The organism is Streptococcus sp. 27098_8_86, assembly GCF_041432595.1.
In the GTDB taxonomy this organism is placed as follows: Bacteria; Bacillota; Bacilli; order Lactobacillales; family Streptococcaceae; genus Streptococcus; species Streptococcus pneumoniae_F.
In genome coordinates, this window is record NZ_JAPVZW010000002.1 from 25,780 (window position 1) to 49,309 (window position 23,530).

Consider the following 23,530-nt stretch of genomic DNA (forward strand, 5'->3'; position numbering starts at 1 on the left):
CTAGCTAAATTTAAGTAAACTAAAATGTTTTAACCTGATAAAAATTTTCAAAACTTTAAACTACAGAAAGGATTGTTTGGTTTCTTACGGTAACTGAACATGGGACTAATTCCCGTAAAATACTCTTCACTGTATAAAAACTACTCTACATTCTTTGAAAGGAGTTGAACACGCCCTAAATGCTAGGTGAAAAAGATGAATTCTCTTGTGAGCTTGCTTACTTAAAGAATTTTCTATTTTCACTTGGTATTTTACGGGCTCTGTATCCTATATGTCTAACATTCAAAACATGTCCCTTGAGGACATCATGGGAGAGCGCTTTGGTCGCTACTCCAAGTATATTATTCAAGACCGGGCTTTGCCAGATATTCGTGATGGCTTGAAGCCGGTGCAACGTCGTATTCTTTATTCGATGAATAAGGATGGCAATACCTTTGACAAGAGTTACCGCAAGTCGGCCAAGTCTGTCGGGAATATCATGGGGAATTTCCACCCACACGGGGATTCTTCCATCTATGATGCTATGGTTCGTATGTCACAAGATTGGAAAAATCGTGAGATTTTGGTCGAAATGCACGGTAACAACGGTTCTATGGACGGAGATCCACCTGCGGCCATGCGTTATACCGAGGCTCGTTTGTCTGAGATTGCTGGTTATCTTCTTCAAGATATCGAGAAAAAGACAGTCCCTTTTGCATGGAACTTTGACGATACCGAGAAAGAACCAACTGTCTTGCCAGCAGCCTTTCCAAACCTTTTGGTCAATGGTTCTACTGGGATTTCGGCTGGTTATGCCACTGACATTCCACCTCATAATGTGGCTGAGGTTATCGATGCGGCGGTTTACATGATTGACCACCCGACAGCCAAGGTTGACAAGCTGATGGAATTCTTGCCTGGACCAGATTTTCCAACTGGAGGAATTATTCAGGGTCGTGATGAAATCAAGAAGGCCTATGAAACTGGGAAAGGGCGCGTTGTTGTTCGTTCCAAGACTGAGATTGAAAAGCTAAAAGGCGGTAAGGAACAAATCGTTATCACTGAGATTCCTTATGAAATAAACAAGGCCAATCTGGTTAAGAAAATCGATGATGTTCGTGTCAATAACAAGGTGGCAGGTATTGCTGAGGTTCGTGATGAGTCTGACCGTGACGGTCTTCGTATCGCTATTGAGCTCAAGAAAGATGCTAATACCGAGCTCGTACTCAACTATCTCTTCAAATACACTGACCTTCAAATCAACTACAACTTTAACATGGTTGCGATTGACAATTTCACACCTCGTCAGGTTGGGATTGTCCCAATTTTGTCTAGCTATATCGCCCACCGTCGTGAAGTGATTTTGGCTCGTTCACGCTTTGACAAGGAAAAGGCTGAGAAACGTCTTCACATCGTTGAAGGCTTGATTCGCGTGATTTCGATTTTGGACGAAGTCATTGCCCTTATCCGTGCTTCTGAGAATAAAGCTGACGCCAAGGAAAATCTCAAGATTAGCTATGATTTTACAGAAGAGCAGGCTGAGGCCATCGTTACCTTGCAACTGTATCGCTTGACCAATACAGACGTGGTTGTCTTACAGGAGGAAGAAGCAGAACTTCGTGAGAAGATTGCCATGCTTGCGGCGATTATCGGTGATGAACGAACTATGTACAATCTTATGAAGAAAGAACTTCGTGAGGTCAAGAAGAAATTTGCAACTCCGCGTTTGAGTTCTTTAGAAGACACTGCGAAAGCAATCGAGATTGATACAGCTAGTCTTATCGTTGAGGAAGATACCTACGTTAGCGTGACCAAGGCAGGTTACATCAAGCGTACCAGTCCACGTTCCTTTGCGGCTTCAACGCTGGAAGAAATTGGCAAACGTGATGACGATCGTTTGATCTTTGTTCAATCTGCCAAGACAACCCAGCACCTCTTGATGTTTACAAGTCTTGGAAATGTCATCTACAGACCAATCCATGAATTGGCAGATATTCGTTGGAAGGACATCGGAGAGCATCTAAGTCAGACCATTACAAACTTTGAAACGAACGAAGAAATCCTTTATGTGGAAGTAGTGGATCAGTTTGATGATGCGATAATTTATTTTGCTGCGACTCGTCTCGGTCAAATCAAGCGTGTAGAACGAAAAGAATTCACCCCATGGCGGACCTATAAGTCTAAGTCAGTTAAGTATGCTAAGCTAAAAGACGAGACAGACCAGATTGTAGCAGTGGCTCCGATTAAACTAGATGATGTTCTTTTGATTAGCCAAAATGGTTACGCACTGCGCTTTAACATAGAAGAGGTTCCGGTTGTCGGCGCCAAGGCTGCAGGTGTCAAGGCAATGAACTTGAAAGAAGACGATGTCCTCCAATCGGCCTTTATCTGTAATACCTCATCCTTCTACCTCTTGACACAGCGTGGAAGCTTAAAACGTGTTTCCGTTGAGGAAATTCCAGCAACCAGCCGTGCCAAACGTGGTTTACAAGTTTTGCGTGAGTTGAAAAACAAACCGCATCGTGTCTTCTTAGCAGGAGCAGTTGCAGAACAAGGCTTTATCGGTGATCTCTTTAGTACAGAAGTAGAAGAGAACGACCAAACTCTGTTTGTCCAATCTAACAAGGGAACAATCTATGAAAGCCGATTGCAAGACTTGAACCTGTCAGAACGTACAAGCAACGGTAGCTTCATTTCTGATACGATTTCAGATGAAGAAGTTTTTGATGCTTACATTAAAGAAGTATTTACAGAAGTCAAATAAGTGAAATGAAGAATCAGTTCGAAGAGCTGGTTCTTTTTATTGAAGAAATTTTCTGAAAATTACAAAATATGCTTGCTATTTTAGAAAAATAGTGTAGAATAAAAGAAATAGGTTTTTAGAATAAGGAGTGGAATATGACAGTAACGATTGATTGGGAAAACCTTGGTTTCTCCTATATGAAATTACCTTATCGCTATATTGCTCATTTTAAAAATGGACAATGGAATCAAGGAGAGCTTACAGAGGATGCAACTTTGCATATTTCAGAGTCTTCTCCAAGTCTTCACTATGGCCAACAAGCATTTGAAGGTTTGAAAGCTTATCGTACTAAGGATGGTAGTGTTCAACTTTTCCGTCCTGACGAAAATGCCAAACGCCTGCAACGTACTTGTGATCGTCTCTTGATGCCACAAGTTCCGACAGATATGTTTGTAGAAGCTTGTAAGGCAGTTGTCCGCGCGAATGAAGAATACGTACCACCATATGGAACAGGTGGAACCCTTTATCTTCGTCCCCTTATGATTGGTGTTGGAGATATTATCGGGGTAAAACCAGCAGAGGAGTACATTTTTACCATCTTTGCTATGCCAGTTGGAAATTACTTTAAAGGTGGTTTGGTACCAACCAACTTCTTGATTCAGGATGAATACGACCGTGCTGCTCCAAATGGTACAGGTGCGGCTAAGGTTGGTGGGAACTATGCTGCCAGTCTCTTGCCAGGGAAATTGGCCAAATCACGTCATTTCTCAGATGTTATCTACCTAGACCCTTCAACTCATACAAAGATTGAAGAAGTCGGTTCAGCTAACTTCTTTGGAATTACAGCTGATAATGAATTTGTAACACCATTGAGTCCATCTATTTTGCCATCTATTACTAAGTATTCTTTACTTTATTTGGCAGAACACCGCTTGGGCTTGACTCCTATTGAGGGTGATGTTCCAATTGATAACCTGGATTGTTTTGTAGAGGCAGGTGCTTGTGGTACGGCAGCAGTTATTTCGCCAATTGGTGGAATTCAACACGGTGATGATTTCCATGTATTCTATAGCGAAACAGAAGTTGGTCCTGTGACTCGTAAACTCTATGATGAATTGACGGGTATTCAGTTTGGTGATATTGAAGCGCCAGAAGGTTGGATTGTAAAAGTAGATTAAAATAAACAAAAGGAGATTTTTGATGAAATCGAAAAAGTGGCTCTTAACAGCAGGAGTGGTCCTGAGCACAACAGCTCTTTTAGTAGCTTGTGGAAAAGCTGATAAAGAAGCAGATGCACCGACAACATTTTCATATGTTTATGCAGTAGATCCAGCATCTTTGGACTATAGTATAGCGACTCGTACATCTACAACAGATGTCATCGGGAACGTGGTTGATGGCTTGATGGAGAACGACCAATACGGAAATGTTATTCCTTCCTTGGCTGAAGATTGGTCTGTGTCAAAAGATGGTTTGACTTATACCTATAAACTTCGTAAAGGAGTTAAATGGTACACTTCAGAAGGTGAAGAATACGCAGAAGTAACAGCCCATGACTTTGTAACAGGATTGAAACACGTAGCTGACGGTAAGTCAGACGGTGTCTCTCTCATCCAAAATTCAATCAAGGGCTTGGATGCCTACATGACTGGTGAAACGAACGATTTCTCTACAGTTGGTGTCAAGGCTTTGGACGATTACACAGTCGAATATACCCTAAACAAACCAGAAAGCTTCTGGAACTCTAAAGTCACAACAGCAACGATGTTGCCTGTAAATGAAGAGTTTTTGAAGGCATCAGGTAAAGATTATGGAGCAGTTACTCCAGCAGGGATTCTTTACAATGGTCCTTATATCTTGAAGACCTTGACGTCTAAATCGTTGATCGAATACGAGAAAAATCCAAACTACTGGGATAAAGAAAAGGTAAAAATTGAGAAGATTAAATTGACCTACTACGATGGTTCAGATCAGGAATCCTTGATTCGTAGCTTCTCTTCAGGTGCCTATACGACAGCTCGTCTCTTCCCAAGTAGCTCAAACTTTGCTTCAACTTTGGAACAATACGGAGATAAAATTACTTATAGCCCACAGGACTCAAGTAGTTATTACTTCACCTTTAACGTAAATCGTCAGTCATACAATAAAACTGCGAAAACAAGTGAAGAGCAAAAGACTTCTACAAAAGAAGCTATGCTTAATAAGGACTTCCGTCAGGCTATCAACTTTGCCTTCAACCGCCATTCTTATGCTGCCCAGCTAAATGGTGAAGACGGTGCGGACAAGATTATTCGTAACAGTCTCGTTCCAGATAACTTTGTACAAGCAGGTGGTAAAAACTTTGGTCAAATCGCTCAAGCAGAGTTGGTGAACTATGGTGACCAGTGGAAAGGTGTTGAGCTAGTTGACGGTAAGGATTCTATCTACAACCCTGACAAGGCTAAAGCTGCATTCGAAAAAGCTAAGAAAGACTTGGAATCTAAAGGGGTAACATTCCCAATTCACTTGGATGTCCCAGTTGAACAAACAGATACCATCGCTGTTCAACAAAGCAACTCTTTCAAACAGTCTATCGAATCAACTCTTGGTGCTGAAAATGTTGTCATCGACGTTCTTCAAATGACAGATAATGAAAAGGAAACAATCACTTCTCAAGCGCGTGTTCCTTCTCAAAAAGATTATGATTTGAACAGTACAGGATGGGCTCCAAGCTATCAAGACCCAGCATCTTACTTGAATATCATGGATCCTAAATCAGGTTCTGCTATGAAACACCTTGGTATTACTAAAGGGAAAGATAAGGATGTTGTAGCGAAACTTGGTTTGGACCAGTATAAGAAATTATTGGATGATGCCGATTCAGAAACTACGAATCTTGAAGAACGCTATGAAAAATATGCCAAGGCTCAAGCTTGGTTGACAGATAGTTCATTATTGATGCCTACAGCCTCATCTGGTGGTTCTCCAGTTGTAAGTAATGTCGTGCCATTCTCAAAACCATACTCACAAGTTGGTATTAAAGGTGACCCATATATCTTTAAAGGAATGAAATTGCAAAAAGATATTGTTACAACAAAAGAATATGAAGAAGCACTGAAAAAATGGCAAAAAGAAAAATTGGAATCAAATGGTAAGTACCAAAAAGAACTAGAAAAGCATATTAAATAAAGCGGAAAACTCTATATCAGACAAGCCTGATGTAGAGTTTTTTCTTGCTAGTTTTTGGATTTTCTTGTAAAATAGAAAAAGTGAAGAGAGGTATGAAATGAGTAAGAAAGATAAAAAAATTGAAATTCAAGTAGCAGATGCCAAGGTTAATGTAGGAAAAGACAGTTTTGAAGGTTATACGTTGACCATTGGTAAAAAAGTTATCGGAGAAATTGCCGAATTAGATGGACAATTTGCCATCATAAAGAATGGGAATGTCGATAGTTTTTATAAAAAATTGGAAAAAGCTGTGGAAATTTTGATTGAAAATTATAATTTAGCAAAATAAGTCTTGTTTTTTTGAAATTTTCATGATATAATAGTCCATGTTAATTGTAGGAGAGATAGCGAAGAGGCTAAACGCGGCGGACTGTAAATCCGCTCCTTCGGGTTCGGGGGTTCGAATCCCTCTCTCTCCATTTCATCAATGGGGTATAGCCAAGCGGTAAGGCAAGGGACTTTGACTCCCTCATGCGTTGGTTCGAATCCAGCTACCCCAGTTCTTAGGTAATGATCAAGATAAAAAGCAAAATATCTTAGGGTATTTTATTTTTATAATTGAAAGACGTGAACGATATGAACATGTCCTTGCGGGTGCTTAGGAAAAAAATTATAAGTATGTCAAGTTTAAGAAAAACTTGATTGTTGGAGGATTTTTTAGATGAACGAATTTGAAGATTTGCTAAATAGCGTTAGCCAAGTTGAGACTGGTGATGTTGTTAGTGCTGAAGTATTGACAGTTGATGCGACTCAAGCTAACGTTGCAATCTCTGGAACTGGTGTTGAAGGTGTCTTGACTCTTCGCGAATTGACAAACGATCGCGATGCAGATATCAATGACTTTGTTAAAGTAGGAGAAGTATTGGATGTTCTTGTACTTCGTCAAGTAGTTGGTAAAGATACTGATACAGTTACATACCTTGTATCTAAAAAACGCCTTGAAGCTCGCAAAGCATGGGACAAACTTGTTGGTCGCGAAGAAGAAGTTGTTACTGTTAAAGGAACTCGTGCCGTTAAAGGTGGACTTTCAGTAGAATTTGAAGGTGTTCGTGGATTTATCCCAGCTTCAATGTTGGATACTCGTTTCGTACGTAACACTGAGCGTTTTGTAGGTCAAGAATTTGATGCTAAGATCAAAGAAGTTGATGCTAAAGAAAACCGCTTCATCCTTTCACGTCGTGAAGTTGTTGAAGCAGCTACTGCAGCAGCTCGCGCTGAAGTATTCGGTAAATTGGCTGTTGGTGATGTTGTAACTGGTAAAGTTGCACGTATCACAAGCTTCGGTGCTTTCATCGACCTTGGTGGTGTTGACGGATTGGTTCACTTGACTGAATTGTCACACGAACGTAACGTATCACCAAAATCAGTTGTAACAGTTGGTGAAGAAATTGAAGTGAAAATCCTTGATCTTAACGAAGAAGAAGGACGTGTATCACTTTCACTTAAAGCAACAACACCTGGACCATGGGATGGCGTTGAGCAAAAATTGGCTAAAGGTGATGTAGTAGAAGGAACAGTTAAACGTTTGACTGACTTCGGTGCATTTGTTGAAGTATTGCCAGGTATCGATGGACTTGTTCACGTATCACAAATTTCACACAAACGTATTGAAAATCCAAAAGAAGCTCTTAAAGTTGGTCAAGAAGTTAAAGTTAAAGTTCTTGAAGTTAACGCAGATGCAGAGCGCGTATCACTTTCTATCAAAGCTCTTGAAGAGCGTCCAGCTCAAGAAGAAGGACAAAAAGAAGAAAAACGTGCTGCTCGTCCACGTCGTCCAAAACGTCAAGAAAAACGTGATTTCGAACTTCCAGAAACACAAACAGGATTCTCAATGGCTGACTTGTTCGGTGATATCGAACTTTAATCAAATTGAAAATTCATAAAATCCTTTGTTTACTAAACAAGGGATTTTTCTTTTGTCTGTAAACCTTTTTTGATATAATAGTTCTATGTTAGAATCAGAAAAACAATCATGTTATCAAATGTTAAATGAAGAACTCTCTTTTTTATTGGATGGTGAAACCAATGTTTTGGCTAATCTTTCCAACGCCAGTGCTTTTCTAAAATCACGCTTACCTAACACTGTATTTGCAGGCTTTTATCTGTTCGATGGAAAGGAATTGATTTTAGGTCCTTTCCAAGGAGGTGTTTCCTGCATCCGTATTGCGCTAGGAAAGGGTGTTTGTGGGAAGGCAGCTCATTTCCAGGAAACTGTTCTGGTTGGTGATGTAACAACTTATCCCAACTATATTTCTTGTGATAGTCGAGCTAAAAGTGAAATTGTTGTTCCGATGGTTAAGAATGGTCAATTACTTGGAGTTCTAGATCTTGATTCTTCAGAGATTGATGATTATGATGCTATGGATCGAGATTATTTGGAACAATTTGTCGCTATTTTGCTTGAAAAGACAGAATGGGACTTTACAATGTTTGGGGAGAAAGCCTAATGTATCAAGCACTTTATCGAAAATATAGAAGTCAAAACTTCTCCCAGTTGGTTGGTCAGGAAGTTGTGGCTAAGACTCTTAAACAAGCGGTGGAGCAAGAGAAAATAAGTCATGCTTATCTTTTTTCAGGTCCTCGTGGAACGGGAAAAACCAGTGTAGCTAAGATATTTGCCAAGGCTATGAACTGTCCAAATCAAGTGGGTGGTGAACCTTGTAATAACTGCTATATTTGTCAAGCAGTGACAGACGGTAGTTTAGAAGATGTCATTGAAATGGATGCTGCCTCTAATAATGGGGTAGATGAAATTCGTGAAATTCGTGATAAATCTACCTACGCTCCTAGCCTTGCTCGCTATAAGGTTTATATCATAGATGAGGTTCATATGCTGTCTACAGGGGCTTTTAATGCCCTCTTAAAGACGCTGGAAGAGCCAACACAGAATGTTGTCTTTATTTTGGCCACTACTGAATTGCACAAGATTCCTGCCACTATTTTATCCCGTGTGCAACGTTTTGAATTTAAATCAATTAAAACACAGGATATTAAGGAACATATCCACTATATCTTAGAAAAAGAAAATATCAGTTCTGAACCAGAGGCTGTGGAAATCATTGCTAGACGGGCTGAAGGTGGAATGCGAGACGCCTTGTCTATTTTGGATCAAGCCCTAAGTTTGACACAGGGAAATGAATTGACGACTGCCATCTCTGAAGAAATTACTGGCACCATTAGTCTATCAGCCTTGGATGATTATGTGTTTGCCTTATCTCAACAGGATGTTCCTAAAGCATTAGCTTGTTTAAATCTTCTCTTTGACAATGGTAAGAGCATGACTCGTTTTGTGACCGACCTTTTACACTATTTAAGAGACTTGTTAATTGTCCAAACAGGTGGAGAAAACACTCATCATAGTCCAGTCTTTGTAGAAAATTTGGCACTTTCTCAAGAAAATCTGTTTGAAATGATTCGCTTAGCGACAGTCAGTTTAGCAGATATTAAGTCTAGTTTGCAGCCTAAGATTTATGCTGAGATGATGACTATCCGTTTAGCAGAGATTAAGCCTGAACCAGCTCTTTCTGGGGTAGTTGAACATGAAATTTCTGCATTGAGACAGGAAGTTGCCCGTCTCAAACAAGAACTCGCAAATGTGGGAACTGTAGCTAAGCCAACCAGTCCAGTACCTAGTCGTCCAACAGCAGGCAAAACAGTCTATCGTGTGGATCGTAATAAAGTTCAATCTATCCTACAAGAGGCCGTCGAAAATCCTGATTTAGCACGTCAAAATCTGATTCGCTTACAGAATGCCTGGGGAGAGGTGATTGAAAGTCTAGGTGGGCCTGATAAGGCTTTGCTAGTTGGTTCTCAACCGGTTGCGGCCAATGAACACCATGCTATTCTTGCTTTTGAGTCTAACTTCAATGCTGGTCAAACCATGAAACGAGACAATCTCAACACCATGTTTGGCAATATCCTCAGTCAGGCAGCAGGTTTTTCACCTGAGATTTTAGCCATTTCCATGGAGGAATGGAAAGAAGTTCGCGCAGCCTTTTCAGCCAAAGCCAAATCTTCCCAAACTGAAAAAGAAGCAGAAGAAAGCCTGATTCCAGAAGGATTTGAATTTTTGGCTGATAAAATGAAGGTAGAGGAAGACTAAAGAAAGATTTCATGATACAATAAGTTTATGAATAGACAACAATTTATTATCATCGCGCTGTTTACAGCTGCTGAGACCTATTTTTTCAATGAAGCCTGGATGACTGGTCGCTATATTATGGCAGCCTTTTGGGCCATTTTGCTCTTTAGAAATTTCCGAGTTAGTTACTTGATGGGCAAGATTGTAGATGTCATTGACCAGCATTTAAAAGGAAAAGACTAGTCCTCAGCTTCTAGACAAAATCAAAGCCTTTTAGGCTTTTTTTTGTTATACTATAAAAGTATATTTATTGACCTTTTACCGTATTTTCTAGGGAAATCAAGTATGTTTCTAGTAAGTACTGTAAAGGCTTTGAAAAAGAAAGGAACTATCATGTCAGTATTAGAGATCAAAGATCTTCACGTTGAGATTGAAGGAAAAGAAATTTTAAAAGGGGTTAACTTGACCCTGAAAACAGGAGAAATCGCCGCTATCATGGGACCAAATGGTACTGGTAAATCGACTCTTTCTGCCGCTATCATGGGAAATCCAAACTATGAAGTTACCAAAGGTGAAGTCTTGTTTGATGGCGTAAACATTCTTGAGTTAGAAGTGGACGAGCGTGCGCGTATGGGACTTTTCCTTGCTATGCAATACCCATCAGAAATTCCTGGTATTACTAACGCTGAGTTTCTTCGTGCAGCCATGAATGCTGGTAAAGAAGACGATGAGAAGATTTCAGTTCGCGAGTTTATCACTAAGCTAGATGAAAAAATGGAATTGCTCAACATGAAAGAAGAAATGGCTGAGCGTTACCTCAACGAAGGTTTCTCTGGTGGTGAGAAAAAACGCAATGAGATTCTTCAACTTTTGATGTTGGAGCCAACATTTGCCCTTTTGGACGAGATTGACTCTGGTCTTGATATTGACGCTCTTAAAGTTGTTTCTAAAGGTGTTAATGCTATGCGTGGTGAAGGCTTTGGTGCTATGATTATCACTCACTACCAACGTCTTTTGAACTACATCACGCCTGATGTGGTACACGTCATGATGGAAGGTCGTGTTGTCCTTTCAGGTGGTCCAGAATTGGCTGCGCGTTTGGAACGTGAAGGATACGCAAAACTAGCTGAAGAACTTGGCTACGATTACAAGGAAGAATTGTAATTCCCTCGTATCTTTTAGGAGAAGTAAATGACTAAAGAAAATATTAAACTTTTTTCAGAAATGCACGCTGAACCAAGCTGGTTGGCTGACCTTCGTCAAAAAGCTTTTGATAAGATGGAGAGTTTAGAGTTACCAGTTATTGAGCGTGTCAAATTCCACCGTTGGAATCTGGGTGATGGAACGATTACAGAAAGTGAGCCATCAGCAAATGTTCCAGATTTCACAGCTCTAGATAATCACTTGAAGTTGGTGCAAGTAGGAACTCAAACTGTTTTTGAGCAAATTCCAGTTGAGTTAGCTGAACAGGGTGTCGTCTTTACAGACTTCCACTCAGCTTTAGAAGAAATTCCAGAGCTTATTGAGGAATTCTTCATGTCATCTGTTAAGTATGACGATGACAAGTTGGCAGCTTACCATACAGCTTATTTCAACAGTGGTGCTGTTCTCTACATTCCTGATAATGTTGAGATTAAAGAACCAATCGAAGGAATTTTCTATCAAGACAGCGATAGTGATGTGCCGTTTAACAAGCATATTATGATTATCGCTGGTAAAAATTCTAAGATTAGTTATCTGGAGCGTTTAGAGTCACGTGGTGAAGGAAGTGCCAAAGCAACTGCTAATATCACAGTAGAAGTAATTGCGCGTTCTGGTGCTCAAGTGAAATTTGCGGCTATCGACCGTCTAGGTGAAAATGTCACTGCCTACATTAGCCGTCGTGGTAAATTAGGCAACGATGCAAGCATTGACTGGGCAATCGGTGTCATGAACGAAGGAAACGTCGTTGCGGACTTTGATAGCGATTTGATTGGAAATGGTAGCCATGCAGATCTCAAGGTTGTAGCCCTTTCAAGTGGTCGTCAGGTACAAGGGATTGATACTCGAGTGACTAACTATGGTTGCAACTCAATTGGAAATATCCTCCAACATGGGGTTATTCTTGAAAAAGCAACTTTAACTTTCAACGGTATCGGGCACATTATCAAGGGGGCCAAGGGAGCAGATGCGCAACAAGAGAGCCGTGTTCTTATGCTTTCAGACCAAGCGCGTTCAGATGCCAATCCAATTCTTTTGATTGATGAAAATGACGTAACTGCAGGACACGCGGCTTCTATCGGTCAGGTAGATCCAGAGGATATGTATTACCTCATGAGCCGTGGTTTGGATAAGGCAACTGCAGAACGCTTGGTTGTCCGTGGTTTCCTTGGCTCAGTTATCGTTGAGATTCCAGTCAAGGAAGTTCGTGATGAAATGATTGCAACTATCGAAGAAAAATTGTCAAAACGCTAAGGGGTAGCCTATGTTAGATGTAGAAGTGATTCGCAAGGATTTTCCAATTTTAGACCAGATTGTTAATGATGAACCATTGGTTTATTTGGACAATGCTGCGACGACACAAAAACCACTAGCAGTTCTGGAAACAATCAACCGCTACTATGAGCAGGACAATGCCAATGTTCACCGTGGTGTTCATACCTTGGCTGAGCGAGCAACAGCTTCTTATGAAGCTGCTCGTGAAACCATTCGTAAGTTTATCAATGCTGGCTCGACAAAGGAAGTTCTCTTTACCAGAGGAACGACAACCAGCCTTAACTGGGTGGCACGCTTTGCTGAGGAGATTCTGACTGAGGGAGACCAGGTCTTGATTTCTATCATGGAACACCATTCCAACATCATTCCTTGGCAGGAAGCCTGCCGTAAGACTGGGGCAGAGCTTGTTTATGTCTATCTCAAGGATGGAGCTCTAGATATGGATGATTTGCGAGCTAAATTGACTGATAGAGTCAAGTTTGTCTCCCTAGCTCACGCCTCAAATGTTCTTGGTGTGGTCAATCCAATCAAAGAAATCACTCAATTGGCCCATCAAGTTGGAGCTATCATGGTGGTGGATGGTGCTCAATCTACGCCTCATATGAAGATTGATGTTCAGGACTTGGATGTGGACTTCTTTGCCTTTTCAGGTCACAAGATGGCTGGTCCAACTGGTATTGGTGTCCTTTATGGTAAAGAAAAGTACCTAGAGCAAATGTCACCAGTAGAATTTGGAGGCGAAATGATTGATTTCGTCTATGAGCAATCTGCTAGCTGGAAGGAATTGCCTTGGAAATTTGAGGCAGGAACTCCCAATATGGCAGGTGCTATCGGACTGGCAGCAGCAGTAGATTATCTTGAAAAGATTGGTATGGATGCCATTGAAGCTCATGAACAAGAATTGATTGCATATGTCTTTCCAAAGTTGCAGGCGATTGAAGGACTGACCATTTATGGTTCACAGGACTTGGCTCAACGTTCAGGTGTGATTGCCTTTAATCTAGGCGATCTCCATCCTCACGACCTTGCGACAGCTTTGGATTATGAAGGAGTAGCTGTTCGTGCAGGTCACCACTGTGCGCAACCCTTGCTTCAGTATTTGGATGTCCCAGCAACAGCTCGCGCAAGTTTTTATATTTACAATACCAAGGCAGATTGCGACAAGCTAGTAGATGCCTTACAAAAGACAAAGGAGTTTTTCAATGGCACTTTCTAAACTCGATAGCCTTTATATGGCAGTGGTAGCGGACCATTCGAAAAATCCACATCACCAAGGAAAGTTGGAAGATGCTGAGCAAATCAGTCTCAACAATCCGACCTGTGGGGATGTCATCAATCTCTCTGTCAAGTTTGATGCAGAGGATCGTTTGGAAGATATTGCTTTTCTAAATTCAGGCTGTACTATCTCAACTGCCTCTGCAAGTATGATGACAGATGCAGTTTTAGGAAAAAACAAACAAGAAATCTTAGAACTTGCGACTATTTTTTCTGAAATGGTTCAAGGGCAAAAAGATGAACGCCAAGACCAACTAGGCGATGCAGCTTTCTTGTCAGGTGTTGCCAAATTCCCTCAACGAATCAAGTGTGCAACCCTAGCTTGGAACGCCCTGAAGAAAACAATTGAAAATCAAAAAAATCAGTAAGGCAAGATTCTTTTGTCTTATGAATCAGTAGAAATGAAGAATTAAAGAAAGGATATTATGGCTGAAGAAAGAGTAGAACCAAAACCAATTGATCTTGGTGAATATAAATTTGGTTTCCATGATGATGTAGAGCCTGTCCTATCGACAGGAAAAGGATTGAACGAAGATGTCATTCGTGAACTATCAGCTGCTAAGGGAGAACCTGAGTGGATGTTAGAATTCCGTTTGAAGTCTTATGAAACCTTCAAAAAAATGCCTATGCAAACTTGGGGAGCAGACTTGTCAGAGATTGATTTTGATGACTTGATCTACTACCAAAAACCATCTGATAAACCAGCTCGTTCATGGGATGAGGTTCCTGAAAAAATTAAAGAAACCTTTGAACGTATTGGTATACCAGAAGCTGAGCGTGCTTATCTAGCTGGTGCCTCTGCCCAGTATGAGTCAGAAGTGGTTTACCACAATATGAAGGAAGAGTTCCAGAAATTGGGGATTATCTTTACAGATACTGATTCTGCCCTCAAGGAATACCCAGACTTGTTTAAACAATACTTTGCGAAGTTGGTACCGCCAACAGATAACAAATTGGCTGCCCTTAACTCAGCAGTATGGTCTGGTGGAACCTTTATCTACGTACCGAAAGGGGTCAAGGTAGATATTCCACTTCAAACTTACTTCCGTATCAATAACGAAAATACTGGTCAGTTTGAACGTACCTTGATTATCGTTGATGAGGGAGCAAGTGTCCATTATGTAGAAGGATGTACAGCACCAACTTATTCAAGTAACAGCTTGCATGCTGCCATCGTAGAAATCTTTGCCTTAGATGGTGCTTATATGCGTTATACGACTATCCAAAACTGGTCTGATAATGTATATAACTTGGTAACGAAACGTGCTAAGGCTCAAAAGGATGCCACTGTTGAGTGGATTGATGGTAACTTGGGTGCCAAAACAACCATGAAATACCCATCTGTTTACCTTGATGGAGAAGGGGCGCGTGGTACTATGCTTTCTATTGCCTTTGCTAATGCAGGGCAACATCAGGATACTGGAGCTAAGATGATCCACAACGCTCCACATACAAGCTCGTCTATCGTGTCTAAATCCATCGCTAAAGGTGGAGGAAAGGTTGACTATCGTGGACAAGTAACCTTTAATAAAAACTCTAAAAAATCTGTCTCTCACATCGAGTGTGATACCATTATTATGGATGACTTGTCAGCATCAGATACCATTCCGTTTAACGAAATTCACAACTCACAAGTCGCTTTGGAACACGAAGCTAAGGTATCTAAGATTTCTGAAGAACAACTCTATTACCTCATGAGCCGTGGATTGTCAGAATCTGAGGCAACTGAGATGATTGTAATGGGATTTGTAGAACCCTTTACAAAAGAACTTCCAATGGAATATGCAGTTGAGCTGAACCGTTTGATTAGCTATGAAATGGAAGGATCAGTTGGCTAAGAATATGTAGAATCTGAGCAGGATTTATTCTGTTCGGATTTTTTTGAAAAATTATCTTATAAATATTCACAAAATCTCTTTTATATGATAAAATAAAACAATCATATTTAATGGAGATGAAGTATGAATATTTTTAGAACAAAAGATGTTAGCTTGGGACGTACTGAAATGCACCGTCATTTAAAAGTATGGGATTTGATTTTATTAGGAATCGGTGCCATGGTAGGAACTGGGATTTTTACCATTACAGGAACCGCAGCAGCAACGCTTGCTGGTCCGTCACTGGTTGTATCTATAGTGATTTCTGCCCTGTGTGTTTCTTTATCCGCCCTCTTTTTCGCAGAGTTTGCCTCTCGTGTTCCTGCAACTGGTGGTGCTTATAGTTATTTGTATGCAATTTTGGGTGAATTACCAGCTTGGATTGCTGGTTGGTTGACCATCATGGAGTTCATGACAGCAGTTTCTGGTGTGGCCTCTGGCTGGGCAGCTTATTTTAAAGGCTTGCTCAGTAACTATAGTATTTCAATGCCTCAAGCCTTGAATGGGACCTTTAACCCTGAGCAGGGTACCTATATAGACCTTTTACCTATTTTGGTACTGACACTGGTAACCGGTTTAGTTTTATTAAATTCCAAGGCAGCATTGCGTTTTAATTCGCTTCTAGTCATCTTGAAATTCTCTGCTCTCGCTTTGTTTATTCTAGTTGGTATCTGGTATATTAAACCAGAAAATTGGTCCAACTTTGCTCCCTTTGGTTTTGGTCAAATTTATGGTGGAAGTACTGGAATAATGGCAGGAGCATCTTTGATGTTCTTTGGTTTCCTAGGATTTGAATCTATTTCGATGGCTGTTGATGAAATTCAAAATCCACAAAAGAATGTCCCACGAGGTATTGTTTTGTCTTTGACAATCGTAACGATTCTCTATGCTCTGGTTACATTAGTATTGACAGGGATTGTTCACTACAGCCAACTCAATGTGGATGATGCTGTAGCATTTTCATTGCGAAGTATAGGAATTGGTTGGGCAGCTAATTATGTGTCATTAGTGGCCATTTTGACCCTAATAACAGTATGTATTTCTATGACTTATGCCTTATCGCGTATGATTTACAGTTTAGCACGTGATGGTCTTTTACCTCGAAGTTTTAAGCAATTAAGCAAAACAAGTCGTGTTCCTAAAAATGCGACCATCTTAACTGGAGTTGCTTCTGCAATTGCAGCAGGAGTGTTTCCACTGGCTAGTATTGCAGCCTTTCTAAATATTTGTACGCTTGCTTATCTTATCTTATTGGCTTATGGAATTATAAAACTTAGAAAGGATAAGGGAATGCCTAAAGAAGGAGAATTCAAAACTCCCCTAGTTCCCTTGTTGCCGATTCTCTCGATTCTAATCTGTCTTTCCTTTATGCTTCAATATAGTGTAGAAACATGGATTGCGTTTGGAATTGCTCTTGTAGTTGGACTTGTGATTTACTTTACTTATGGCTATCGTCATTCTACACTTTCTGAATAAAGAAAAAGCTGGAACTTCCCAGCTTTTTGCTTACTCTTTTATATATGTGAAGCCTTCTCCTAGGATTTCATGGGCTTCTGTAATAGTTATAAAGGCTTGAGGATCAATTCGATGAATCATTTCCTTCATTTTCACAATTTCATTTCTTCCGACAATACAGTAAATGATTTTTAAATCTTCTTGACTATAATAACCTTGACCTGAGATGAAAGTAACACCTCTTCCTAGGTCATCATTAATCGCTTTAGCAAGTTGATCAGGACGTTTTGTGATAATCATAAATCCTTTGCCGGCATAGCCTCCTTCACCAATCAAATCAATGACACGAGAAACGATAAAATCAAACAAGAGCGTGTAGGTAACCAATCTCAGATCCTTGAAGATTAGGAGAATAAGCATGAGAATACAAAAATCTAAGATAAAGAGCAGTTTCCCCATGGATATATGAGTGTATTTATTGAGAATGCGAGCTAGAATATCAGTACCACCAGTTGTACCTCCAGCATTAAAGATAATTCCAAGACCAATTCCCAATAGAATCCCAGCTATAAGGGCAGTGATTAGTAAATCACCTTGAAGATCAATATGAAGGGGAATACGTTCAAAAAAGGCCAACCAGGCGGACAAGGCTAAGGTTCCTAGTAAACTAGAATAGAGGGACTTTGCTCCAAAGATTTTCCAAGCTAGTATGAAAAGGGGAATATTAATCAGCAGGTTCATGAGAGAAACAGGGATTTTAAAAAGATAAAAGGTGATAAGGGTAATACCTGTCGCCCCTCCTTCAAAAAGATGATGAGGAACTACAAAATAAGTTAGACCAAAAGCATAAATAGCAGCACCTAGTAAAATGGTTAAAATGGGATAAATTTTTTTAATCATAGGGACCTCTTTTCTTATAAGTAGATTATATCAAATTTTTAAGGAAAATTTGATTGACTCCATTAGGATTTTTAATCTTTTTTTGATATAATTAAAAGTAAGAAAACCAATCTGAATCCTAAAATAGAAAGATTGATACTATGACAAAAATTAAGATTGTAACCGATTCATCTGTTACTATTGAACCTGAACTAGTAAAACAATTAGATATCACTGTTGTTCCGTTATCTGTAATGATTGATAATGTTGTTTATTCGGATGCTGATTTGAAAGAAGAAGGTAAATTTCTTCAGTTGATGCAAGCAAGTAAGAATCTTCCAAAAACAAGCCAGCCCCCTGTAGGTGTCTTTGCTGAAGTTTTTGAAGACCTATGCAAAGATGGTAGCCAGATTCTTGCTATTCATATGTCTCATGCTCTTTCTGGTACTGTAGAAGCGGCACGTCAAGGTGCCAGCCTATCTACTGCCGACGTGACAGTTATTGATAGCTCCTTCACTGATCAAGCCTTGAAATTCCAAGTTGTTGAAGCTGCGAAGTTAGCACAAGAAGGCAAAGACATGGAGGAAATTTTATCTCATGTAGAAGAGTTTAAAAACCACACAGAACTCTATATTGGCGTTTCAACTTTGGAAAATTTAGTAAAAGGTGGACGAATTGGCCGTGTAACTGGATTGTTGAGCTCCCTTCTCAATATCCGTGTTGTCATGCAGATGAAAGACCATGAATTGCAACCAATCGTTAAAGGTCGTGGAGCTAAAACTTTTAAAAAATGGTTAGATGAGTTGACAAGTTCGCTAACTGAACGTTCTGTAGCAGAGATTGGAATTTCATATTCTGGTAGTGCTGATTGGGCAAAAGAGATGAAAGAAAGCTTACAAGCTTATGTTGAAAAGCCTATTTCAGTTTTGGAAACGGGCTCTATTATTCAAACTCACACGGGTGAGAATGCTTGGGCTGTTTTAGTACGTTACCACTCCTAAAAAAATAAATAAAATGGGAAGAAATAGCGTTTTTAACTTGACCTAAAAGGGATTTTAGGATATGATTATATTTGTTAATTAGAAATTAAATTGGAGGAATCATTAACATGGCAAACAAACAAGATTTGATCGCTAAAGTAGCAGAAGCTACGGAATTGACTAAGAAAGACTCAGCAGCAGCAGTTGAAGCTGTATTCGCAGCAGTAACTGAGTACCTTGCAGCTGGTGAAAAAGTTCAATTGATCGGTTTTGGTAACTTTGAAGTTCGTGAGCGTGCTGCACGTAAAGGTCGCAACCCACAAACTGGTAAAGAAATCAAAATTGCAGCTTCTAAAGTTCCAGCATTCAAAGCTGGTAAAGCTCTTAAAGACGCTGTTAAATAATCAGTCTATAAAAAGCCTATTGTATCAAGCTTTCTAGCTTGGTCAGTAGGCTTTTTTTATGTACAGGGGGCAAAAAAGGGGCAAAACTATAAATTATCTAGCAAATTGAGGATATTGCCATCCATCTTCTTTGTAACGTGTGTAGATTTTGTTTATTGTCCTAGAATCAGAACGTCCTACTCTTGCCATAGTTGCTTTTAGAGTTACGCTATTCTGCTTATGAGAGTATGCCTAAAGATGTGGTAGGTGAGGTGCCTATCAATGGATTCTTCAAGTTGTGTATTTGTTTTCAGATTTAAATCTTCAATAGTTTTTACGATTTTTGGCAGTTCCGCTCGTCATGCAGAATTATATTCGATATACTCAAGGTTCACTGTGTAATCAAGAGGCAGGTTTAAGATTAACTTAAATCATTCTGATTTTGACTTTGAAAGATCAAGTTTGATTAGAAAGCGTTGAATGTATTTTATATCGATATAAATCTAAAATGCCTATTTAAAATCATTCATGCTACTAGTAAGAGAGCTGATATAGCTCCCTTAGATTTTTTTTGGTAAAAAGTCCACCACTCTTCTAAAAAAGTGAAATTTACTTTAATATATAGCTGAGATACTGCAACAAATGGTCATTATGCTACTATTGTATATGGATATAATGCTGAAAAGTTGAAGAAATTGAAAGTTCAACTGAACATGACATATATAGGATAAGGAGAGAGCAAGCTATCCTTTTATCTTTATATTATCGTGATTCCTTAATTTTAATGGATACAGTAGAAAACGAAATTGTAGAAGTAAAAAAATTGAAAAGCAGTTGGAATTTATTGCTAATCTCTGAGATGATGTAACTATTAATGATTTACTGAAATAAACAGATTTCGCAAAAATTATGTCTAGCTTTACAGAATTTTATGCTCAATTAGTAGGTGATGTAGAGCCAAAGAGGAAGTGATGGCACTTGATCAAACCTTCAAACGTTTTTATAGTTTTATCAGGCAAGTTAAAGAGGGGCTTCTGGTGTGAGTATTCGTGAGTTCATGAAAGGGGATAATTGAGGTCTGGTAATGATGGGAAAGAGTGATAAAGAAGAACTAATCGATCTAGCTGATTTTGAACTTTAACTTGTCAATGTAGCTATAAGAGAGTATAATAATTTTAAAAAGATGGGAGCTATAAGGATAAGAAATTTGTTATACCAGTGAGAGTTGATGAGAGAATTTTAAATAAACTCGACTTTGTATCAACAAAGCCACAATAAGGACGAACAGAAACGATTGGTAAAGGAATAGAGAGGCTCTATAGTGAGCTGGGGAGAAAGATGACTAGAAAAGGATTGATTTAGGTACATATTTGGTTAGGTGTGGCTATTTCTGTCTTAGCACTCTATACCTACATGATTATTTATATTTTTAATCATGATATGGAAGAAATCTTTGCAACTTTTATTATGTTGGTAATTTATTCACTATTCTTTCTGTTATTTTTGATATCAGTTGAGAGATTATCTTTATTGGTTTGCGTAGAATTAGCTTATCGTAATTTGCAACGATATAAAAAAATTAAAAAGTCCCTTCTTTTTGATAGTACTTTTACAAATAAAAGTCTTAGTAATATAATAGAGCTATAGAAGGGGAGGTGGAAGAAATGTTTCGAAAAGAAAAAGCACGCAAGCGGTTTTACTTTTGGCTTATCATCTTTATCCTTTATCTTGCTTTTGGATTGTATTGTATTGTATTTGTACAAATTTTGGAGATACCTTGGGTATGATTTTACTATCACCTTTTATCTTTGCTTCCCTGCCACTCTATGCTTATTTAGTCCTTGGTTTGTTTATCTGGGGGTTCATGAGTCTTGCTATGGATGATGTTATGGATCTTTAGTTAAAGGAAAGCTAAGATCGAGAAAGGACACATTTCGTCCTTTCTTTTTTGATAGATATAGTTTTTCTTTTTAAAAGAGAATTTTTTTACAAAAATTCTTGGATATTTTGTTTATTTATGCTATAATGGGAACAATTATTTTTAGGAGGTGCAGTATGTCTTATTTGTTTGAGATATTACCGAGTTTATTGAGCGGTGCAAGCATGACTTTGCAGGTTTTTGCACTGGTCTTGATTTTTTCTATTCCCTTGGGCGTTTTGATTGCCTTTGCCTTGCAAGTCCATTGGAAGCCCCTCCATCATCTGATTAACATTTATATCTGGATCATGCGAGGCACACCCTTGCTCTTGCAATTGATCTTTATCTATTATGTGCTCCCAAGCATTGGGATTCGTTTGGATCGCCTTCCTGCAGCCATCATTGCCTTTGTTCTCAATTATGCAGCTTACTTTGCTGAAATCTTTCGTGGAGGGATTGATACCATTCCTAAAGGTCAATATGAGGCTGCTAAGGTTTTGAAGTTTAGTCCCTTTGACACAGTTCGCTATATTATCTTACCCCAAGTGACCAAGATTGTTCTTCCTAGTGTATTTAACGAAGTTATGAGTTTGGTCAAGGATACTTCTTTGGTCTATGCGCTAGGAATTTCAGACCTTATCCTGGCTAGTCGAACAGCTGCCAACCGTGATGCTAGTCTGGTCCCAATGTTCTTGGCAGGAGCCATTTACTTAATTTTAATTGGTATTGTGACTATTCTTGCCAAAAAAGTTGAGAAGAAGTACAGTTACTATAGATAGGAGGCTACTATGTTAGAATTACGAAATATCAATAAGGGCTTTGGTGAAAAGCAAATTTTATCTAATTTCAGTCTAAAAATTCCTGAAAAGCAAATCCTGGCTATCGTTGGGCCTTCTGGTGGAGGTAAGACAACTCTCTTACGCATGCTCGCAGGTCTTGAAACCATTGATTCAGGGGAAATTTTTTATAATGGAAAACCTTTAGAACTAGATGAACTGGAGAAGCGCAATCTACTGGGATTTGTTTTCCAAGATTTTCAACTGTTCCCTCATTTATCAGTTTTAGACAATTTGACCTTATCACCTGTGAAAACAATGGGGATGAAGCAGCAAGAGGCTGATAAGAAGGCGCGAAGGCTTTTGGAACAATTAGGACTGGCAGGACATGCAGATGCTTATCCCTTCTCACTATCAGGTGGGCAAAAGCAAAGGGTGGCCTTGGCGCGTGCTATGATGATTGACCCAGAAATCATTGGCTACGATGAACCAACTTCTGCCCTAGATCCTGAATTACGCTTGGAAGTGGAAAAACTGATCTTGCAAAATAGGGAACTTGGCATGACCCAGATTGTGGTTACCCATGATTTTCAGTTTGCTGAAAATATCGCAGATCAGATTCTCAAGGTTGAACCCAAGTAGGAGGTGCCAATGACTAATAAGAAAATTGCTTTAGTATTGGTTTCTCTCCTGACTCTCTTCTTAACAGCCTGTACTCAGAAGGCTAGTGATCCAAAGCAGGATAACTGGGATAAGTATCAAGAGCAGGGGAGTATAACCATTGGTTTTGATAATACCTTCGTACCTATGGGATTTGAAGAAATGAATGGTCAATATACAGGATTTGATATTGACTTAGCAGAGGCTGTCTCTGAAAAATTAGGTTTTAAGGTTCAATTTCAGCCAATCGACTGGGATATGAAGGAGACAGAACTGCAAAATGGAACCATAGATGCCATTTGGAATGGCTATTCTGCGACTGATGAACGCCGAGAAAAAGTTGCCTTTAGTATTCCTTATATGGAAAATCAGCAAGTACTAGTTACGAAGAAAAGCAAGCAAATTCGTTCAGTAGAGGATATGAAGGATAAGACCTTGGGAGCTCAAGCAGGTTCCTCTGGTTATTTAGACTTTGAAGCTCAGCCAGACTTACTGAAAAATCGTGTTAAAGACCAGAAGGCCAATCAATACCAGAGTTTCAATGAAGCCTTAATTGATTTGAAAAATGATCGGATTGATGCTTTGTTGATTGACCGAGTGTATGCTAATTATTACCTCCAGTCTGAGGGGATATTAAATGATTACAATGTCTTTTCAGCTGGATTTGAAAGTGAATCTTTTGCTGTTGGAGTTAGAGCAGCTGATAAAAGATTATTAACAGCATTAAACCAATCCTTTATTGAACTATATCAAGAAGGAAAGTTCCAGGAAATCAGCCAGAAATGGTTTGGAGAAGATGTGGCAACAAAAGAAGTGAAAAGTGGAGATTGAGTTTTTCCTCA

Annotated in this window: 20 protein-coding genes and 2 tRNA genes; 21 read left to right on the forward strand and 1 reads right to left on the reverse strand. The window is 39.3% G+C overall.

Annotation, left to right across the window (positions count from 1 at the left end; genetic code table 11):
- Positions 1-271 precede the first annotated feature (271 nt).
- The 16 genes from parC (at position 272) to O3616_RS02025 (ending at position 17,113) form a co-directional block, all read left to right on the forward strand.
- The gene (gene parC / locus O3616_RS01950) at positions 272-2,743 is read left to right on the forward strand and encodes a DNA topoisomerase IV subunit A (protein ID WP_371637937.1); all 2,472 of its coding nucleotides are present in this window, start codon (positions 272-274) and stop codon (positions 2,741-2,743) included.
- Between the two features lie 134 nt (positions 2,744-2,877).
- Positions 2,878-3,900 (forward strand): branched-chain amino acid aminotransferase, encoded by a 1,023-nt coding sequence (locus O3616_RS01955; RefSeq protein WP_371637939.1) that lies wholly within the window; start codon positions 2,878-2,880, stop codon positions 3,898-3,900.
- Between the two features lie 22 nt (positions 3,901-3,922).
- A complete protein-coding gene (locus O3616_RS01960; protein ID WP_000837408.1) occupies positions 3,923-5,890 on the forward strand; it encodes a peptide ABC transporter substrate-binding protein in 1,968 nt (655 codons plus the stop codon).
- A gap of 97 nt (positions 5,891-5,987) precedes the next feature.
- Positions 5,988-6,218, forward strand: a complete 231-nt coding sequence (locus O3616_RS01965; protein WP_000037113.1) for a DUF2969 domain-containing protein — start codon at positions 5,988-5,990, stop codon at positions 6,216-6,218.
- 49 nt (positions 6,219-6,267) lie between these two features.
- A tRNA-Tyr gene (locus tag O3616_RS01970) sits at positions 6,268-6,348 on the forward strand.
- A gap of 9 nt (positions 6,349-6,357) precedes the next feature.
- Positions 6,358-6,429 (forward strand) — tRNA-Gln (locus O3616_RS01975).
- A gap of 161 nt (positions 6,430-6,590) precedes the next feature.
- Positions 6,591-7,793, forward strand: coding sequence for a 30S ribosomal protein S1 (rpsA, locus tag O3616_RS01980; protein ID WP_001001630.1), 1,203 nt, complete (start codon positions 6,591-6,593; stop codon positions 7,791-7,793).
- A gap of 85 nt (positions 7,794-7,878) precedes the next feature.
- Positions 7,879-8,376: a GAF domain-containing protein gene (locus tag O3616_RS01985; protein ID WP_371637940.1), complete on the forward strand. Its 498-nt coding sequence runs from the start codon at positions 7,879-7,881 to the stop codon at positions 8,374-8,376.
- The gene (dnaX, locus tag O3616_RS01990; protein WP_371637941.1) at positions 8,376-10,031 is read left to right on the forward strand and encodes a DNA polymerase III subunit gamma/tau; all 1,656 of its coding nucleotides are present in this window, start codon (positions 8,376-8,378) and stop codon (positions 10,029-10,031) included. Before O3616_RS01985 ends, dnaX begins: the two co-directional genes overlap by 1 nt.
- A 27-nt stretch (positions 10,032-10,058) precedes the next feature.
- Positions 10,059-10,253 (forward strand): DUF3272 domain-containing protein, encoded by a 195-nt coding sequence (locus tag O3616_RS01995; protein WP_001081602.1) that lies wholly within the window; start codon positions 10,059-10,061, stop codon positions 10,251-10,253.
- A 150-nt stretch (positions 10,254-10,403) separates the two neighbouring features.
- On the forward strand, positions 10,404-11,174 hold the full coding sequence (gene sufC / locus O3616_RS02000) for a Fe-S cluster assembly ATPase SufC (protein ID WP_000114489.1): 771 nt from the start codon (positions 10,404-10,406) through the stop codon (positions 11,172-11,174).
- Between the two features lie 27 nt (positions 11,175-11,201).
- Positions 11,202-12,464 (forward strand): Fe-S cluster assembly protein SufD, encoded by a 1,263-nt coding sequence (sufD, locus tag O3616_RS02005; protein ID WP_247931717.1) that lies wholly within the window; start codon positions 11,202-11,204, stop codon positions 12,462-12,464.
- Positions 12,465-12,474: 10 nt separating this feature from the next.
- On the forward strand, positions 12,475-13,701 hold the full coding sequence (locus O3616_RS02010; protein ID WP_371637942.1) for a cysteine desulfurase: 1,227 nt from the start codon (positions 12,475-12,477) through the stop codon (positions 13,699-13,701).
- On the forward strand, positions 13,688-14,128 hold the full coding sequence (gene sufU / locus O3616_RS02015; RefSeq protein WP_049491374.1) for a Fe-S cluster assembly sulfur transfer protein SufU: 441 nt from the start codon (positions 13,688-13,690) through the stop codon (positions 14,126-14,128). The genes O3616_RS02010 and sufU overlap by 14 nt, the downstream gene beginning before the upstream one ends.
- Positions 14,129-14,185: 57 nt before the next feature.
- The gene (gene sufB / locus O3616_RS02020) at positions 14,186-15,598 is read left to right on the forward strand and encodes a Fe-S cluster assembly protein SufB (protein ID WP_000797054.1); all 1,413 of its coding nucleotides are present in this window, start codon (positions 14,186-14,188) and stop codon (positions 15,596-15,598) included.
- A gap of 123 nt (positions 15,599-15,721) precedes the next feature.
- The gene (locus tag O3616_RS02025) at positions 15,722-17,113 is read left to right on the forward strand and encodes an APC family permease (RefSeq protein ID WP_049487108.1); all 1,392 of its coding nucleotides are present in this window, start codon (positions 15,722-15,724) and stop codon (positions 17,111-17,113) included.
- Between the two features lie 30 nt (positions 17,114-17,143).
- Here O3616_RS02025 and O3616_RS02030 read toward each other — a convergent pair whose 3' ends face one another.
- Complete coding sequence (locus O3616_RS02030) at positions 17,144-17,992, reverse strand: YitT family protein (protein WP_049551580.1); 849 nt, start codon at positions 17,990-17,992, stop codon at positions 17,144-17,146.
- Between the two features lie 140 nt (positions 17,993-18,132).
- Here O3616_RS02030 and O3616_RS02035 point away from each other — a divergent pair, with 140 nt between their 5' ends.
- The 5 genes from O3616_RS02035 (at position 18,133) to O3616_RS02055 (ending at position 23,519) form a co-directional block, all read left to right on the forward strand.
- The gene (locus O3616_RS02035; protein ID WP_371637944.1) at positions 18,133-18,972 is read left to right on the forward strand and encodes a DegV family protein; all 840 of its coding nucleotides are present in this window, start codon (positions 18,133-18,135) and stop codon (positions 18,970-18,972) included.
- 107 nt (positions 18,973-19,079) lie between these two features.
- The gene (locus O3616_RS02040) at positions 19,080-19,355 is read left to right on the forward strand and encodes an HU family DNA-binding protein (RefSeq protein ID WP_001284640.1); all 276 of its coding nucleotides are present in this window, start codon (positions 19,080-19,082) and stop codon (positions 19,353-19,355) included.
- A 2,034-nt stretch (positions 19,356-21,389) separates the two neighbouring features.
- Positions 21,390-22,031 carry an amino acid ABC transporter permease gene (locus O3616_RS02045; RefSeq protein WP_049487112.1) on the forward strand — a complete coding sequence of 214 codons (642 nt, stop codon included), beginning with the start codon at positions 21,390-21,392 and terminating at the stop codon, positions 22,029-22,031.
- Positions 22,032-22,040: 9 nt separating this feature from the next.
- Positions 22,041-22,670 carry an amino acid ABC transporter ATP-binding protein gene (locus O3616_RS02050; protein ID WP_049487113.1) on the forward strand — a complete coding sequence of 210 codons (630 nt, stop codon included), beginning with the start codon at positions 22,041-22,043 and terminating at the stop codon, positions 22,668-22,670.
- Positions 22,671-22,679: 9 nt separating this feature from the next.
- The gene (locus O3616_RS02055; RefSeq protein ID WP_049487114.1) at positions 22,680-23,519 is read left to right on the forward strand and encodes an amino acid ABC transporter substrate-binding protein; all 840 of its coding nucleotides are present in this window, start codon (positions 22,680-22,682) and stop codon (positions 23,517-23,519) included.
- Positions 23,520-23,530: the final 11 nt, after the last annotated feature.